Source organism: Komagataeibacter ossonobensis, assembly GCF_057359305.1.
In genome coordinates, this window is the sequence record NZ_JBXAYQ010000001.1 from 316973 (window position 1) to 333050 (window position 16078).

Annotated in this window: 18 protein-coding genes; 17 read left to right on the forward strand and 1 reads right to left on the reverse strand. The window is 62.1% G+C overall.

Translation table 11 applies throughout. The annotated features are described in order from the left end of the window. Positions 1-56: 56 nt before the first annotated feature. The 11 genes from uppS to gloA all read left to right on the forward strand — a co-directional run bounded on the left by uppS (position 57) and on the right by gloA (position 11367). Positions 57-794: a polyprenyl diphosphate synthase gene (gene uppS / locus AC1RQ9_RS01440; RefSeq protein WP_485985297.1), complete on the forward strand. Its 738-nt coding sequence runs from the start codon at positions 57-59 to the stop codon at positions 792-794. Beyond that, positions 763-1632, forward strand: coding sequence for a phosphatidate cytidylyltransferase (locus AC1RQ9_RS01445; RefSeq protein ID WP_485985298.1), 870 nt, complete (start codon positions 763-765; stop codon positions 1630-1632). Before uppS ends, AC1RQ9_RS01445 begins: the two co-directional genes overlap by 32 nt. 44 nt (positions 1633-1676) lie before the next feature. Then, positions 1677-2834 carry a 1-deoxy-D-xylulose-5-phosphate reductoisomerase gene (dxr, locus tag AC1RQ9_RS01450; RefSeq protein ID WP_193733663.1) on the forward strand — a complete coding sequence of 386 codons (1158 nt, stop codon included), beginning with the start codon at positions 1677-1679 and terminating at the stop codon, positions 2832-2834. Between the two features lie 48 nt (positions 2835-2882). Further along, entirely contained in the window at positions 2883-3989 is a 1107-nt protein-coding gene (gene rseP / locus AC1RQ9_RS01455) for an RIP metalloprotease RseP (protein WP_485985299.1), read from the forward strand. A gap of 192 nt (positions 3990-4181) precedes the next feature. After that, positions 4182-6596 carry an outer membrane protein assembly factor BamA gene (bamA, locus tag AC1RQ9_RS01460; RefSeq protein WP_193733686.1) on the forward strand — a complete coding sequence of 805 codons (2415 nt, stop codon included), beginning with the start codon at positions 4182-4184 and terminating at the stop codon, positions 6594-6596. A gap of 7 nt (positions 6597-6603) precedes the next feature. Next, positions 6604-7452: an OmpH/Skp family outer membrane protein gene (locus AC1RQ9_RS01465; protein WP_193733665.1), complete on the forward strand. Its 849-nt coding sequence runs from the start codon at positions 6604-6606 to the stop codon at positions 7450-7452. Beyond that, complete coding sequence (gene lpxD / locus AC1RQ9_RS01470) at positions 7406-8548, forward strand: UDP-3-O-(3-hydroxymyristoyl)glucosamine N-acyltransferase (RefSeq protein ID WP_485985300.1); 1143 nt, start codon at positions 7406-7408, stop codon at positions 8546-8548. The genes AC1RQ9_RS01465 and lpxD overlap by 47 nt, the downstream gene beginning before the upstream one ends. Positions 8549-8638: 90 nt before the next feature. Then, positions 8639-9124, forward strand: coding sequence for a 3-hydroxyacyl-ACP dehydratase FabZ (fabZ, locus tag AC1RQ9_RS01475; RefSeq protein WP_485985301.1), 486 nt, complete (start codon positions 8639-8641; stop codon positions 9122-9124). A 131-nt stretch (positions 9125-9255) separates the two neighbouring features. Then, complete coding sequence (gene lpxA, locus AC1RQ9_RS01480) at positions 9256-10107, forward strand: acyl-ACP--UDP-N-acetylglucosamine O-acyltransferase (RefSeq protein WP_485985302.1); 852 nt, start codon at positions 9256-9258, stop codon at positions 10105-10107. After that, positions 10097-10963: an LpxI family protein gene (locus AC1RQ9_RS01485; protein WP_485985303.1), complete on the forward strand. Its 867-nt coding sequence runs from the start codon at positions 10097-10099 to the stop codon at positions 10961-10963. The genes lpxA and AC1RQ9_RS01485 overlap by 11 nt, the downstream gene beginning before the upstream one ends. A gap of 14 nt (positions 10964-10977) precedes the next feature. Then, the gene (gene gloA / locus AC1RQ9_RS01490) at positions 10978-11367 is read left to right on the forward strand and encodes a lactoylglutathione lyase (RefSeq protein ID WP_485985304.1); all 390 of its coding nucleotides are present in this window, start codon (positions 10978-10980) and stop codon (positions 11365-11367) included. 13 nt (positions 11368-11380) lie between these two features. Here gloA and AC1RQ9_RS01495 read toward each other — a convergent pair whose 3' ends face one another. Beyond that, positions 11381-11608, reverse strand: coding sequence for a hypothetical protein (locus AC1RQ9_RS01495; protein ID WP_227672766.1), 228 nt, complete (start codon positions 11606-11608; stop codon positions 11381-11383). Positions 11609-11760: 152 nt separating this feature from the next. Between AC1RQ9_RS01495 and rpmH the strand changes: the two genes are divergently transcribed. From rpmH to argB, 6 genes are all read left to right on the forward strand, one after another. Then, positions 11761-11895, forward strand: a complete 135-nt coding sequence (rpmH, locus tag AC1RQ9_RS01500; protein WP_010507731.1) for a 50S ribosomal protein L34 — start codon at positions 11761-11763, stop codon at positions 11893-11895. A gap of 76 nt (positions 11896-11971) precedes the next feature. After that, on the forward strand, positions 11972-12322 hold the full coding sequence (rnpA, locus tag AC1RQ9_RS01505) for a ribonuclease P protein component (protein ID WP_193733687.1): 351 nt from the start codon (positions 11972-11974) through the stop codon (positions 12320-12322). Then, positions 12319-12615 carry a membrane protein insertion efficiency factor YidD gene (gene yidD, locus AC1RQ9_RS01510; protein WP_010507729.1) on the forward strand — a complete coding sequence of 99 codons (297 nt, stop codon included), beginning with the start codon at positions 12319-12321 and terminating at the stop codon, positions 12613-12615. Before rnpA ends, yidD begins: the two co-directional genes overlap by 4 nt. Then, positions 12615-14378, forward strand: coding sequence for a membrane protein insertase YidC (yidC, locus tag AC1RQ9_RS01515; RefSeq protein ID WP_485985305.1), 1764 nt, complete (start codon positions 12615-12617; stop codon positions 14376-14378). Before yidD ends, yidC begins: the two co-directional genes overlap by 1 nt. Positions 14379-14390: 12 nt before the next feature. Continuing rightward, positions 14391-15056 (forward strand): ribosome biogenesis GTP-binding protein YihA/YsxC, encoded by a 666-nt coding sequence (gene yihA / locus AC1RQ9_RS01520; RefSeq protein WP_193733673.1) that lies wholly within the window; start codon positions 14391-14393, stop codon positions 15054-15056. 69 nt (positions 15057-15125) lie between these two features. After that, complete coding sequence (gene argB / locus AC1RQ9_RS01525) at positions 15126-16031, forward strand: acetylglutamate kinase (RefSeq protein WP_193733674.1); 906 nt, start codon at positions 15126-15128, stop codon at positions 16029-16031. Positions 16032-16078 lie beyond the last annotated feature (47 nt).

Below are 16078 nucleotides of genomic sequence, written 5' to 3' on the forward strand. Positions count from 1 at the left end.
GAATGCCGTAACCCCTGCGCGCCATCGTGTGTGTGACTGAGGAGGGCGATCAGGTCTTGTCCGGGTCAGATCATCCAGCCACAGCCCATACGTGCCTGCCGGAACATGTTGCCATCATCATGGATGGCAATGGTCGGTGGGCCAGTACGCGTGGCCTTCCACTACTGGCGGGGCACCGTGCGGGTGCGGAGGCCGTGCAGCGCACCGTCCGCGCCGCCACGGCACGGGGGGTGCGATGGCTGACGCTGTATGCCTTCTCATCCGAAAACTGGCGGCGCGCACCGGGGGAAGTCGCGGACTTGACCAGCCTGCTGCGCTATTATCTGCGCCACAAGGTGGCCGAACTGTCGCGCGAGGGGGTGCGGCTGCGCATTATCGGCGATCTTGCACGTTTCCCCCGCGATATTCAGGAAGAAGCCCGTCGCGCCGAGGACGTGACGCGTGGCAACACCCGGCTGGTGCTGGTGCTGGCGTTGTCCTATGGCGGCCGGGCGGATATCGTGCAGGCAGCGACGCGCATGGCGCAGGCCGTGGCACGGGGTGACCTGCGGGCCGATCAGATTGACGAAACCGTTTTCGCCGGCGCCCTGCTGACGGCCGGCATGCCCGATCCCGACCTGGTGGTGCGGACAAGCGGGGAATGCCGCCTGTCCAATTTCCTATTATGGCAGTCGGCTTATGCCGAACTGGTTTTCCTTGATATTCCCTGGCCGGATTTTGACGCGACGCATTTTGATGCCGTGCTGGACATCTATTCACGGCGTGAAAGGCGATTCGGTGCAAGACCAGCCTGAACACACGGGCCGGACAGCTCCCGCTGCCGCGACAAAGAAATCAGGGAACTGGAAAGATCTGCGCGCGCGCGTCCTGTCGGCCGCCGTGCTGGTGCCGTGCGTTGCGCTGTGCGTGTGGTATGGCGGCCTGCTTTATGGTGCGCTGATTGTGGGGGCCATGGCGGGCATGGCGATGGAATGGGCGCGCATGTTCGGCTTCGGGCTGGAAACGCGGCGTGGTCAGTTATGCATGGCGTGGGCGGCGTGCGTCGGGATTGCGGCGCTGGCGGGGCACTGGGGCGGGGCGCTGCTGGTCATGGTGGCGGCGATCGTGCTGGGTCCGGCCCTGTGTGCGGGTCAGGTGGCCATTGGCTGCGCCGGGCTGTCGCTGCTGTGGCTGCGTTACATGAGTGAGCCGGGGGCAGGGGTTGTCCTGTTCCTCGTCGCATGCGTGGCGCTGAGCGACACCGGGGCCTACATGGCCGGGCGGCTGTTTGGTGGCCCGAAGCTTGCGCCGCGTATTTCACCAGCCAAGACATGGTCCGGTTCCATCGGTGGCCTGGGCTGCGCCGTAATGGGGGGCATGCTGATCGCAGGCCTGCTGCCCGGCGCGCTGCCGGGTGCCTTGTGGCGCGGGGCGGTGTTCGGCGCCCTTGTCGCCGTTGCGGCGCAGGCCGGGGATCTTGCGGAAAGCGCGCTCAAGCGCGCCCGTGGGGTAAAGGATTCGGGTACGATCCTGCCCGGGCACGGTGGGCTGCTGGACCGTTTTGATGGCCTGCTGGTTGCGGCCCCGATGGCGGCCCTGCTGTCACTGGGGGCGGCGGGCAGTGCCGCTTTCTGGTATGTGGGTCTGCGCTGAGCCGATGGCCGGAGCCATGAACAGTTTTGGGGAATGACGTTACAATGAAGACAGTTTCCGTTCTGGGCAGCACGGGCAGCATTGGCTGTTCCACGGTGGACCTGCTGCTGCAGGCCCCTGACCAGTTCCGTACCGGCGCGCTGGTGGGCGGGCGTAATGTCACGAAGCTGGCGGAACAGGCCCGTGCGCTGGGTGCGCAGCGCGCGGTAATCGCCGATGAAAGCCTGCTGCCGGAACTGGAACGCCTGCTGGCTGGCAGCGGAATCGAGACCGCAGGCGGCCGTGCGGCCGTGATCGCGGCGGCAAGTCTGCCAGTGGACTGGACCATGGCCGCCATTACCGGCGCCACGGGGCTGGAACCCACGCTGGCCGCCGTGCGCAATGGCCGGTCCGTGGCGCTGGCCAACAAGGAAGCGCTGGTCTGCGCCGGTGATGTCATGCTCCGCGCCGTGGCGGATGCGGGCGCGACCCTGCTGCCGGTCGATTCCGAACATAACGCCGTATTCCAGTCCATGGCCGACAAGCAGGCCGATGAGGTCGAGCAGATCATCCTTACCGCCTCGGGCGGGCCATTCCGCAGGGCAAGCCTTGAGGAAATGGAAAAGGCCCCGCTGGAGGCGGCGCTGAAGCACCCGACATGGACCATGGGGGCGAAGATCACCATCGATTCCGCCACCATGTTCAACAAGGGTCTGGAACTGATCGAGGCCGCGCGCCTGTTCAACGTGACCGAGGACAAGCTGGGTGTTGTCGTGCATCCGCAATCCGTGGTGCATGGCATGGTGCAGTACACCGATGGTTCCATCGTGGCGCAGCTTGGTTCGGCCGACATGCGCATTCCCATTGCCCATACGCTGGCGTGGCCCGCGCGCATGCCCACCAATTCGCCCCGGCTGGATCTGGCCGCACTGGCGCGCCTGGATTTCGAGGCCCCGGATGAGGTCCGCTTCCCCGCCCTGCGTCTGGCGCGCGAATCCCTGCGTGCGGGCGGGGCAATGCCCGCCATCCTGTCGGGGGCGAATGAAATCGCGGTCGAAGCGTTCCTGAAGCGCGAAATCGGTTTTCTTGATATTGCACGGATCGTCGAGGATGTGATGCAATCCATCGGGCCGCAGCGTGCGGATACGCTGGAAGAAGTGCTGCACTGGGATAATGAATCCCGTCGTGTTGCCCGCCAGCGTACGGTTGCCCGCGCGGCCTGACATGATTCTGGATGGTCTTTCTGGCCATCGGGAGATAGCGTAGCATTCATGCATGATCTGATCCGGACCGTTCTGGCTTTCTCCCTTGTGCTGGGGGTGCTGGTTTTCATTCACGAACTTGGTCACTACCTTGCCGCGCGCTGGCGTGGCGTACATGTCGAGGTTTTTTCGATCGGTTTTGGCCGTCCGCTCCTGCGCTGGCATGACAGCGTGGGCACGGAATGGCGCCTGTGCCCGGTGCCGCTGGGTGGATATGTCCGCCCGCACGGATTCGAAGGACCGGAGGACGCGACCGAGGAACAGAAGGCCGCGTGGCAGCCCGGACGCACGTTCCATGACAAGCCGGTCCTGTCGCGGGCCATCGTGATCATGGCCGGGCCGGTCTTCAACTTCCTGCTGGCCATCGTGCTGTTTACCGGCCTGTTCGCCATGTCGGGGCAGCCACATATCCTCAATCAGGTGGCGCAGGTCATGCCCGATGGTGCTGCCGCCAGCGCCGGGGTGGAAAAGGGCGACGTGATCGTGTGCGTGGGTGACCATAAGGTGCGCGACGTAGCCGACCTGCAGTCCTTTGTCAGCGGGCAGGCGGATGCCCAGACCACGCTTACGGTCCGCCGCAATGGCGCGGAACAGACATTGCCGGTCCATATCGGCGCGGTAGGGGACAAGGCCAGCCGCCATGGCCAGATCGGCGTGTCCTTCGCCGCCGAGGTCGGTAAGCCGCAATCCCTGCCACGGGCCTTTGTTTCCGCCATCAGGGAAACATGGAACGTGTCGGTCCAGACGCTGGACGGGCTGTGGCAGATGATTACGGGACAGCACAGCACCAAGGACCTTGGCGGCCCGCTGCGCATTGCCCAGATGTCGGGGCAGGTGGCACAGTATGGCGTGGCCAGCCTGGTGTCGTTCATGGCGCTGCTGTCAATCAACCTCGGGCTGATCAACCTGTTTCCCGTGCCGATTCTTGATGGGGGACGGCTGGTGTTTTATGTATTTGAGGCTATTCTGGGGCGGCCGGTGTCTCGCCGGGTGCAGGAAATCAGCTTTCAGGCTGGCTTTGCGCTGATTGCCGGATTATTTCTGTTTTCAACCTTTAACGATCTGTCACATTTCGGCCTGTTCCAGTGGCTCGCGTCACGCGCGGGACAGGGCTAAGGTGCAGCAGGTGACACAAGTGCTTGCACAGTGTGGCGTATATCGGATAGGTCCGCCACGAAGACTGATACATGACAGGAAGGGAGCCGGCCCTCCATCCGGTCTTAATGCATGGCTGATCCGCATGCCGAGTGGTGAGGAATAGCGATTTTGTCGAGTAAACGTTCAGCGCTGCTTGCGTCTGTCTGCGTTATGCCGCTGTTCTGGACGGCCGGTGCATATGCACAGGAAGAAGCAGCACAGAACACGCCATTCGGCGGGGATATGGCGCCAGTGGATGGCGTGCAGCAGGCACCCGAGGCGGAGGCGATCAAGGCTCCGCCGCTTGAAGACCCGATCGAAGCGGTGGACATCAAGGGCAACAGCCGCATCGAGACCAGCACCATCCTGTCATACATGGTTGTCCAGCCGGGCGACCGCTTCAATCAGGACCTGCTCGACCGTTCGCTCAAGACCCTGTATGCCACCGGGCTGTTTCATGACGTAACGCTCAAGCGCGTGGGCAACGTGCTTGAAGTGCATGTGGTCGAGAACCCGATCGTCAACCGTATCGTGTTCGAAGGCAATCACGCCGCCAAGGACGAGGACCTGACGAAGGTCATCTCGCTGCGTCCGCGCGCGGTCTATTCGCCACAGGGCATTTCCGCCGACCGTACGAAAATCCTGGGCGTCTATGCGGAAAAGGCGCGGTACGCGGCCACCGTCACGCCGCAGATCATCCGCCTTGCGCATAACCGTGTTGACGTGATCTTCCACATCAACGAAGCGCAGAAGACGCTGATCAAGAAGGTTACGTTCGTGGGGAACCACGCGTTCAGCAGCGCGGCCCTGGCTGGTGTCGTATCGTCCAAGGAGACGGCATGGTACCGTTTCTTTGCTTCCAGCGACCAGTATAATCCCGAACGGATCAAGTACGATGCTGAATTGCTGCATCGTTTTTACCTGAAAAACGGCTTTGTTGATTTCCAGATCAAGAACGCCACGGGTGAACTGTCTGCCGACCGCAAGAGCTTCTACATCACCTATACGATGGAAGAAGGTCCGCGTTACCGCCTGAACAAGATGGATGTGCGTTCCTCTCTGCGTCATGTCAGTGCTGAGTCGATGCGCAAGTACATCTCCCTGTTCCATGGGCAGTGGTATGATGGTAGCGCCATCCAGCATAACGCGACGGATATGCAGGAAATGCTGCAGGGCAAGGGTTATCCCTTCGCCATGGTCCACCCTGAAATTGCCCGCAACCCGGAAAAGCGCACCGTCAACCTGCTGTTTGACATAAGCGAAGGTCCGCGGATGTATGTCGAGCGTATCGACATCAACGGCAACACCATTACCGAGGACAAGGTCATCCGGCGGCAGCTGCCCATGGCCGAAGGCGACCCGTACACCCCGTTGGACCGCAAGTATTCCAAGCTGATTCTGGAAGATCTGGGCTTCTTCAAGACGGTCTCGATCGACCAGACGCCGGGGTCCGCGCCGGACAAGGTCAATATTTCGGCCGATGTGGTGGAAAAGCCGACGGGCGAATTCTCGCTTGGTGGCGGTTACTCGACCGATGCCGGCGTGCTGGGCAACCTGGGGCTGAAGCAGCATAACCTGCTGGGCACCGGCATTGACGCGGGCTTTACGGGTACGGCCGCCTATTACGAAGACCAGGCCGACATCTCGCTGACGGACCCGTATTTCCTCAACCGCAACCTTGTGGCGGGCATCGACCTGTTCGGTATCCAGAACCGCTACATGACGTACCAGAGCTATTCCGAAGCGCGTATCGGCATGACGCTGCGCATGGGGTATTCGTACAACAATCATCTGTCGCAGTCGTGGAGCTATACGCTGACCGATCGTGACATTGGTGATACGTGGTCTGATTCGTCATATTACGTGCAGGACCAGAATGGCTGGTCGCTTCTGTCACAGCTCAGTACCACACTGACATACGATACACGTGACCGCAGGCAGCAGCCGCATAAAGGTTTCGTCATACGTGTGGGTGGCGATTTTGCCGGTATTGGCGGTAACGAACGCTACCTGCGTGGCAAGGTGGATGCGGCCTACTACATCCCGCTTGACAGCATCATGGGCAACCATGACTGGACGGTCAGCTTCCGTGCCGGTGCGGGTGACATCATGAACTGGGGCGGCGGTCGCAGCGACATCATCGATAACTTCTATCTTGGTGGTAACTCGCTGCGTGGCTTCATGGATGGTGGTGTCGGTCCGCGAAGCTACGCCATCCCCGCGCGTGACGGCAATCCGATGCATTCGCAGCAGGACTTCCTGGGTGGCCGGTTCATGTACACGGCCTCCGCACAGGTGGATTTCCCCATTCCGTTCGCATCCGCCATGGGGATCAAGGGACGGTACTTCGTGGATATGGGCGGACTGGACGGACTGCGTGTCCGCCGACGCTATACTTCCATGAAGGACTGGCCAAAATATACCCCGGTGTATGATGATACGCTTACGCCTGTGGTCTCGACTGGCGTTGGTATCGCGTGGAAGAGTCCGTTCGGGCTTGTGAATATTGATCTGGGCGTTCCCCTGCACAAGGGAACGAACGACAGGACCCAGTTGCTCCGCTTCGGCTTCGGCCAACAATTCTGAGGTGATAATGTTGCGTAAATCCGGCATTCGTCTGCTTGCCGCAACCGCTCTGCTCGGGTGGGGATATCAGGCCGTATCGGGCGCGCATGCGCAGGGTTCGGGCGGGAACTCCGGCTGGTTCGTGCCCAAGGCTTCACAGCCTGCACCCCATCCGGCTCAGCATGAGGCACCGGCTCCCGTACAACTGCCCGCCCCGCAGTCCGACAGCGAGGAAGCGCAGTCACAGACACCGCCCATCCTGCCGCAGCCGCCCGTGCCCAAGGCACCGGACGTGCCCAAGAGCGCACCGCCTCCGGCCCCGGTCATTGGTGTCATCAGCGTGCCTGATGTCATGCGCATGTCGTCTGCGGCCCAGCAGGCCGAACGTGTGCTGGGTGCGCGCCGTGATGATCTGGCCCGCGATGCCCAGAAGGAGCAGGCAGGCTGGCGTGACGAGCAGCAGAAGCTGCAGGGTCAGGCCAAGACCATGTCATCCGACCAGATCCAGAGCAGCGAGCGCAAGCTGCAGGAACGCGTGCTGGCGGCGCAGAAGAACTTCCGCAACCGCAACCGCGTCATTCAGGAAGCGGCCCAGGTCGCACTGGGGCAGATCGAACGCGAACTGGTCCAGATCATTCGGCAGGTTGCCGCCAGCCGTGGCATGAACCTTGTGCTGCATCGTGAACAGGTGGCCCTGAGCCAGGAAAGCCTGGATATCACCCAGCAGGTGGCGACACAGCTGAATGGCGTGCTGCCAACCGTATTCATCCCCGCGGCCGATGTGGACCCCGAGGTTCTGGCCAAGTCCGGCACCATGCCGACCACGGCGGATGCCGACCGCCAGGCTGCCCCTGCCGCCGCGCCGGCCAAGCATTAAGGCCGGTTTCATGACAGTGACGCCGGATAACGTGCCGGGCGATCCGCGGTTTTTCGTAACGCAGGGACCGTTCGGGCTGGAACAGCTTGCGCAATGCAGCGGGGCTGAACTGCGCAAGGCTACGGACGGGATGGAAACCGGCACCGCGTTCAGCGGTATCGCGCCGCTGCAGTCCGCCACGCGGGCACAGGTCAGCTTTCTGGACAACCGGCGCTATCTTCCCCTGCTGGAAGGGACGGGTGCTGGTGCAGTGATCGTGGCCCCTGCCTTTGCGGACAAGGTGCCGCCGCATGCCGCCGTTCTGGTGTCAAAGGCGCCGTACCAGGCATGGGCCCGCATCGCGTCCCTGTTCTATCCGCCGCCGCCGGTCCAACCGGGTATCCACCCTTCCGCCGTGATCGGTACGGGGTGCAAAATCGACCCGACGGCTGCGATCGGTGCCTTTACGGTGGTGGGTGACGGCGTACGGATTGGCGCGGGTTCGGCTATCGGCACCCATGTCAGCATCGGGGGCGGGGTGGAAATCGGGGCGCGCTGCCGTATTGGCGCGCATGTCGCCATTTCCCACGCCCTGCTGGGTGAACGTGTCACGCTGCTGCCGGGGGCACGGATCGGTCAGGACGGGTTTGGTTTTGCCGTGACACCCGAAGGCTTTGAAAGCGTGCCACAGCTTGGTCGTGTCATCCTGGAAGACGGGGTGGAGATCGGGGCCAATTCCACCGTGGATCGCGGGTCCATCCGTGATACGGTGATCGGGGCTGGCTCACGCCTCGACAATCTGGTGCAGATTGGCCATAATGCACGGCTGGGACGCTGCTGTATTGTCGTTTCCCAGGCTGGCATTTCGGGTTCGACCGAACTTGGTGATTTCGTGACGGTTGCGGCGCAGGCCGGGCTGATCGGACATATCAAGATCGGTGCCAAGGCCCGGATCGGCGCGCAGTGTGGTGTCATGTCCGATGTGGAAGCCGGAGCCGATGTGATCGGTAGTCCGGCCATGCCTTTTCGGGAATTTTTCCGGAACGTGGCTTTTCTTCGTCGGATGGCCAAAAAAACGACGCAGGATGGAAACAGGGAAAAGGCCGACAAGGCCTGATTATCTGCTGCCATTGCATATTCAACCGGCAGGAAGCCACTGTTCCGTCTGGCGCGGGAGGCTTTCAGGCCGAACAAGTGGTTGGACGACGTGGATAAAGAAGTAGAGGCACTCCCAGCGGACGGCACGCCCGCGACGCTGGAATCGATTGATATCATGCGGATCATGGAAGCGATTCCCCATCGCTATCCGTTCCTGCTGATTGATCGCATGGTTGATATCGTGATGGGACAGTCGGCGGTTGGCATCAAGAATGTCACGGTCAACGAACCGCATTTTCAGGGGCATTTTCCCGCGCGCCCCGTCATGCCCGGTGTCCTGATCATCGAGGCCATGGCCCAGACGGCCGCGACGCTGGTGGTCCTGACGCTTGGCCCGGCATTCGAAGGCAAGCTGGTTTACTTCATGACAATCGACGGCGCGAAATTTCGTCGTCCCGTCGGGCCGGGTGACCAGCTGCGCATCCATGTCGAAAAAGAACGTAGCCGCGCGAATGTCTGGAAATTCAAGGGTGTGGCGCGGGTTGATGGCGTATCTGTTGCCGAAGCAACATTCAGCGCCATGATCATGGGGTAATACCGCGGGAAACGGGTTGTGGCGCGGGCCATCCCAATGGGCGGCCCGGTGTCCGCTTCCGGGTCTTTGGGCCATAGTTACTTGCGGGGATGGAGGCTATTCTGGCAGGAAGTTCATCTAACGATACCGACATGGATGAACGGCGTGGAAAAGCGCCTGAAATCCATCCGTCATCCATTGTGTCCAGCCGTGCGCGGATCGGTCGCGGCGTGCGCATCGGGCCATGGTGTTCGATCGGGCCGGATGTCGAGATCGGTGATAATGTCGAACTGATTTCACATGTGGTGATTGACGGGCGCACGACGCTGGGGGACGGGGTGGTGTGTTATCCCTTCACCTCTGTGGGCATGGCGCCGCAGGACCTGAAATACAGGGGCGAGCCGACATCGTGCATGATTGGCGCCCGTACCATCATCCGTGAAAACGTGACCATTCACCGTGGCACCGCCACCGGCACCGGTTTGACCCGTATCGGGCCGGACTGCCTGATCATGGCGAATTCCCATGTGGCACATGACTGTACGCTGGGGCGCGGCGTCATTATCGTCAACAACGTGGTCATGGGTGGCCATGTGGTGATCGGGGATGATGCCCGGATCATGGGGGCGGCGGCGCTGCACCAGTTTGTGCGCATTGGCCATGCGGCGCTGGTCGGTGGCGTGTGCGGGGTGGAAGCTGATGTCATCCCCTATGGCAGCGTGCTGGGTAACCGGGCGCGGCTGGTGGGGCTGCACTGGATCTGGCTGCGCCGTAATGGCGTCCAGCCAGAAGAAGTCCGGCGCATGCGTCAGGCCTTCCGCGCCCTGTACCCCAAGGCGGCCCATGCTACCGGCGCGGTGTTTCAGGACCGGCTGGAACACGTGCGCCAGACCTATGCCGATGACGCGCGTGTTGTTGAAATCCTTGATTTCATCGCCGCTCCCAGCCATCGCGGGCTTGTGCGTGTCCAGAGCGCGGACATGATCGAGAGCGATGGCGCCTGAACCCGCAGCCGACCGGCAGGGGCCATGTGTTGGCATCCTTGCCGGTGGCGGTCCGCTGCCTGGTCAGGTGGCGCAGGCGGTGGAACAGGCGGGTGGCCGGGTTTTCATTGTCGGATTCCAGGGCTTTGCCGAACCTGCGGTGATCGGTCACTGGCCGCATCGCATGATCCGCCTTGCGGCGGCGGGTGAAATCCTGTCCGCATTACATGAACATCACTGTCGTGATCTTGTGCTGATTGGTCCCGTAAGGCGGCCCTCCCTTGTCAACCTGCGTCCCGATGCGACAGGTGCGCGTATTCTTGCGCGTATCGGCAAGGCGCTGTTCGCGGGCGATGACGGGCTGCTCGGGGCAATCGTGCGCGTGCTGGGGGAAGAAGGGTTCATCATCCGGGGCGCGCATGAATACCTGTCCGGGTCGGTGGCACGCCGCGGCGTGATGGGGACGATCAGGCCCGATACGGCGGCCAGGGCCGATATTATATTGGCCCGCCGTGTGGTGCGTGAACTGGGCCGGCTGGATATCGGGCAGGGATGTGTGGTGCAGGGTGGCCTTGTGCTGGCGGTGGAAGCACTGGAAGGCACCGATCGCATGCTTGAACGCGTGGGTGGCCTGCGGCAACCTGACCGTCCCGCCGGTGTTCTGGTCAAGATGGCCAAGCCGGGGCAGGAGCGGCGTGCCGACCTGCCAACAATCGGCCCGCGAACGGTTGCGGGTGCCGTGGCCGCTGGTCTGCGTGGAATCGCGATCGAGGCCGGGGCTACGCTGATGACCGATCCCGCCGCCTGCATTGCCATGGCGGATGAAACCGGGCTGTTCCTGATCGGAATTGGCGGCGAAGATGAAAAGATGGACTGAAGGGGAAATGTCAGATGGGAACCTACCTGCATACCATGGTGCGCGTGCGCAATCTGGAAGCCAGCCTTGATTTCTACCAGCTGCTGGGCATGCACGAACTGCGCCGCAAGGATGTGCCTGAAGGGCAATACACCCTTGTCTTCATCGGTTATGCCGATAACGCGGCGGGGCAGGCGGAAATCGAACTGACCTATAACTGGGGTCAGGATGATGGATATGATGTCGGTACGGGATTTGGCCACTTCGCCCTTGGCGTGCCCGACGTGACCGCGCTGGTTGAAAAGATCCGCGCAGGCGGCGGCAAGGTCACGCGTGAGCCGGGACCGGTCAAATTCGGCACCACCTTCATCGCCTTTGTCGAAGATCCCGACGGCTACAAGATCGAGTTGATCCAGAAGCCCTGAACGGCGCGTCCGGTTACGATTTGCGCGCGGTAAGGAGCTTGCGCATCGCGCTGAGTTCCCTTGTCGCCGCATCCAGCGCCGTCAGGATGTCACGCGCGGCTTTCTGGGTGCGTTCGTCCTTGCTGAGTGCCAGCGAATCCGCCTGCAGCATGGCGGGCGACAGGTGGCCACGAATGTCATGGATATGTTGCCGCAGCCTGTCATCGGTCACATCGGTAGAGTCGCGTGCAGGGCTGGTCATGAAAATCATCCGGTTATGGTGTGAAAGGGGAGCAGCATTGACGTTGTCCGAAAGCATCAGTATAAGGCGCGGCTCAGGGTTCCCGTAGTGTACGGGACCTGTTGGAATTTATTCCGTAACCTGTCTGTCATTGTCAATCTGGGAGTGCCGTTGTGAAGCGCACGTATCAACCCTCGAAGCTGGTCCGCAAGCGTCGCCACGGCTTCCGTTCGCGTATGGAAACCGTTGGTGGCCGCAAGGTTGTCGCAAACCGTCGTACCAAGGGCCGCAAGCGTCTTTCTGCCTGAGGCAGGTGACGTCTGTACATTCCGGGTGCCCGTGTGCCCGGAACCATGAATGTCTCTATACAAGGGGCGGCTGAAAGTGGCCGATAAGTCCACGCGCCTTAAAAAACGTGCCGAGTTCCTGCGGGTTGCGGCCAAGGGTCGCAAGGCCCCCGTTCCGGGACTGGTGCTGCAGGCGCTTGAACGCGGTGACACGCAGGCTGCCCGGTACGGTTTTACCGTTACCAAGAAAGTAGGCAATTCCGTCGTGCGCAACCGGGCGCGGCGGCGCCTGCGTGAAGTGGTCCGGCTGGTTGGCCGCGAACAGGCGCTTACGGGTGTCGATATCGTGGTCATTGGTCGGGGCGGCACATGCGGGCGGCGGTTTGATGCCCTGATGGGGGATTACCGCAAGGCCCTGCGCAAGGCGGGAGTGAAGGAAGAATCGTGAGCACGTCTTCCATCAGCCTGCCTGCCCATATGCTGCGCGCGGTCATTCGCGCGTATCAGCTGGTGATCCGCCCCATATGGGGCGCGCATTGCCGATTCACTCCTTCATGCAGTCATTACGCACGCGACGCGATCGCCCGCCATGGGGCCATGCGCGGCAGTGTGCTGGCGGGGTGGCGCATCCTGCGCTGCAACCCCTGGAACGCGGGTGGTCATGACCCCGTTCCCGCCACGGCCTGCGGCTGTGACATGCATGACTCCATGAAAAACACGAAAAGTCTGGCGGGTCGCTGATGGATATCAAGCGTTTTATGGTGGCAACAGCACTGTCTGCCGTGGTGCTGGTTGGGTTTGAGTATTTCCTGCCACAGCAGAACCATAAAACGGTCGAGCAGCAGGCCGATACCGCCACGCCCGCACCGGCGCCAGCACCCGCGTCAGGTGACGCCACGGCGGCGGCGCCTGCGAATACGGGGCAGCCCGACCCGCGCGTGGCCATTGATGCCGACCGCGTGCATGGGTCACTCGACCTGCGTGGCGCGCGTCTTGATGACCTCGTGCTCAAGAATTATCACGAAACGGTGCAGCCAGGCAGCCCGCTGGTGCGCGTGCTGGAACCGCGCGGGCAGGCGGAACCCAACCTGGTTGAAGTCGGCTGGACCAATGTCAGCGGCGGCCATGTCAGCGTGCCTGATGCCAATACCGTCTGGACTGCCGACCATGATACCCTGACCCAGGCACAGCCCGTTACCCTGTCATGGGATAACGGTCAGGGACAGGTGTTCCAGATCGGCATTGCGATTGACCAGAACTACATGTTCTCGGTCACGCAGAAAGTCATCAACCATGGGGGGGAACCGGTTTCGCTGTATCCCTTCTCCCGCGTGGAGCGTGCCTATACCCCGGTCGAGACGGGCGGCTACCTTGTGCATGAGGGGCCGATTTCCGTCATTGACCACAAGCTGGATGAAAGCTCCTACAAATCCCTGCGCAAGGGGGCGGTGCCGCCGGGCAACATCGCGTGGACCAAGGCGGGTCAGGGCGGATGGGCTGGCATTACCGACAAATACTGGTTGTCCGCCGTCATTCCGCAGCAGGACAGTGATGTGGCAGGCACCTATGCCTACCAGCCCACGGGTGGGGACAAGGGCATCTATGATGTCGGCTTTACCGCGCGCGCGCCGCTGGTGGTCGCGGCCGGGGGCGATGCCACAACCGCAAGCCACGTCTTTGCCGGGGCGAAGGAAGTGCCGCTGCTGGAAAAATATGAATCCAGCCTGCATATCCCCGATTTCTGGAAAGCGGTCGATTTCGGCTGGTTCGCGTTCCTGACGCGTCCGATCTTTACGGTTCTGGACTGGCTGAACACCATGCTGGGCAATTTTGGCCTGGCGCTCATGGCCTTCACCCTGCTGGTCAAGGCGCTGTTCTTCCCGCTGGCGACCAAGCAGTTCCATTCCATGGGCAAGATGCGGCAGCTTCAGCCCAAGATCAAAGCCCTGCGTGAGCGGTATAAAGACGACCAGATGGCGCTGAACCAGCAGATGATCGCGCTGTACAAGCAGGAAAAGGTCAACCCGGCCAGCGGCTGCCTGCCCATGCTGCTGCAGATTCCGGTGTTCTGGTGCCTGTATAAGGACCTGTACGTCACGATCGAGATGCGTCACGCGCCCTTCTTCGGCTGGATCCATGACCTGTCATCCTTCGATCCGACAAACCTGTTCACTCTGTTTGGCCTGATCCCGTGGAATCCGTCGGTCATTTCCCCCATGCTTCAGCTTGGCCTGTGGCCGATCGCGTTCGGGCTGACCATGTTTGCCCAGATGCGCCTGAACCCCGCACCAGCGGCGGACCCGGCGCAGCAGAAGATGTTCCAGTTCATGCCGATCATCTTCACGTTCTTCATGGCGCGCCAGCCATCGGGACTGGTGATCTACTACTGCTGGAACAACCTGCTGACCATGGCGCAGCAGACGCTGATCCAGCGCCGGATGAACAAGGGAACACCCGCTGTTGCGACACCTGCGAAGCCCAGGCTTCCGGCAGGGAAGAAATAGGACGGGATCAAGATGGTGGAATTTTCCTCCTCCACGCCAACACCGGAAGAAATGCAGCGCGACATTGAAATCGGTCGCGTCCTGTTCGCGGGTGAATTCAATTTCGTGTTCGGCGCGCAGCAGCTTGGCCAGCTGCCCGACCCCGTGCTACCCGAAATCGCGTTTGCCGGGCGGTCCAATGTCGGCAAGTCCAGCCTGATCAACGCCCTGACCGGGCGAAAGGCACTGGCGCGGGCCTCATCCGAGCCGGGGCGGACCAAGCAGCTCAATTTCTTTGAACTGGCCGACCGGCTGACTCTGGTGGACATGCCGGGTTATGGTTTTGCCAAGGCCGCCAAGGCGGTCAAGGAAGACTGGCAGGGCATGATGTTTTCCTACCTGCGCGGCAGGCCGACACTGCGCCGTGTCGTGCTGCTGCTGGACAGCCGGGTGGAGGTCAAGGCGACCGATCAGGAAATCATGAAGCTGCTGGACCGTGCCGCCGTGACCTTTCAGGTCGTGCTGACCAAGTGCGACGTGCCCAAGCCCGCGGTGCTGGAAGCCAAGATGCGCGAAGTCACCGCTATTGTTGCGACGCATGCGGCAGCTTTTCCGGATGTGCTGGCAACCAGCAGCGAGACCGGCGAAGGTATTGCGGAACTGCGCGCGGAACTCGCGCGGCTGGCCAATCCGGTCTAGGGCGGTCACACGTCAGGCCCCGCCACGGGCCATGGGTATTCAGCAGTCAGGAGCGAAGGGAACGTTCGGATGACAGGAACGGAATCGGGCGACCGGGAAGCACAGGTACGGGCCGAGGTTCTGGCCAGGGCGCTGCCTTACCTGCGTCGGTATGCGGGGGATACGGTTGTCGTCAAATATGGCGGCAGCGCGATGGTCGATACATCGCTGTCCACCGCGTTCGGCCATGATATCGCACTGCTCAAGCAGGTCGGGGTCAACCCGGTGGTGGTGCATGGTGGCGGGCCGCAGATCAGCGCGATGCTCAAGCGACTGCAGATTGAATCGACCTTCATCGACGGCCTGCGCGTGACCGACGCCGCCATGATCGACGTGATCGAGATGGTGCTGGGCGGCAAGGTGAACAAGCAGGTCGCGGGCCTGATCAACCGGGCCGGTGCGCTGGCGGTTGGTATTTCGGGGCTGGATGGTGGCCTGATTTCCGCCCGCAGGCTGCAGCGCCGCGCGCGTGAAGCCGGTGTCGAGACCGATCGCCTGCTGGACCTTGGCTTTGTGGGCGAACCCACCCGTATCGACCCGCGCGTGATCTATGCGCTGTCCGGTTCGGGCCTGATCCCGGTGATCGCGCCCATCGGCGCGGGTGAACAGGGTGAAACCTACAACATCAATGCCGATACGGCTGCGGGTGCGATTGCGGGCGCGGTCAATGCCAGCCGCCTGCTCATGCTGACGGATGTGCCCGGTGTGCTGGATGGCGACGGGAAACTGATCCCGGAACTGACGGCGGAAGATGCGCGCCGTGGCATTGCCAGCGGCATGATTTCCGGCGGCATGATCCCCAAAGTCGAAACCTGCCTCGAAGCCGTGCGCGCGGGGGCGAAGGCCGCCGTCATCCTTGATGGCCGGGTGCGGCATTCCTGCCTGCTGGAACTGTTTACGGAAGCCGGGCCGGGCACCCTGATCCGCGGCGGATAGAACGCGCCGGATCGGGACATGGGGGGACAGGGCCAGTGCGTTGACAT

Coding starts and splice junctions, on each gene's coding strand:
- dxr (WP_193733663.1), top strand. CDS start 1,677: ATGAAGACAGTTTCCGTTCTGGGCAGCACGGGCAGCATTGGCTGTTCC.
- rseP (WP_485985299.1), top strand. CDS start 2,883: ATGCATGATCTGATCCGGACCGTTCTGGCTTTCTCCCTTGTGCTGGGG.
- bamA (WP_193733686.1), top strand. CDS start 4,182: ATGCCGCTGTTCTGGACGGCCGGTGCATATGCACAGGAAGAAGCAGCA.
- AC1RQ9_RS01465 (WP_193733665.1), top strand. CDS start 6,604: ATGTTGCGTAAATCCGGCATTCGTCTGCTTGCCGCAACCGCTCTGCTC.
- lpxD (WP_485985300.1), top strand. CDS start 7,406: ATGCCGACCGCCAGGCTGCCCCTGCCGCCGCGCCGGCCAAGCATTAAG.
- lpxA (WP_485985302.1), top strand. CDS start 9,256: ATGGATGAACGGCGTGGAAAAGCGCCTGAAATCCATCCGTCATCCATT.
- AC1RQ9_RS01485 (WP_485985303.1), top strand. CDS start 10,097: ATGGCGCCTGAACCCGCAGCCGACCGGCAGGGGCCATGTGTTGGCATC.
- gloA (WP_485985304.1), top strand. CDS start 10,978: ATGGGAACCTACCTGCATACCATGGTGCGCGTGCGCAATCTGGAAGCC.
- AC1RQ9_RS01495 (WP_227672766.1), bottom strand. CDS start 11,608: ATGACCAGCCCTGCACGCGACTCTACCGATGTGACCGATGACAGGCTG.
- yidC (WP_485985305.1), top strand. CDS start 12,615: ATGGATATCAAGCGTTTTATGGTGGCAACAGCACTGTCTGCCGTGGTG.
- yihA (WP_193733673.1), top strand. CDS start 14,391: ATGGTGGAATTTTCCTCCTCCACGCCAACACCGGAAGAAATGCAGCGC.
- argB (WP_193733674.1), top strand. CDS start 15,126: ATGACAGGAACGGAATCGGGCGACCGGGAAGCACAGGTACGGGCCGAG.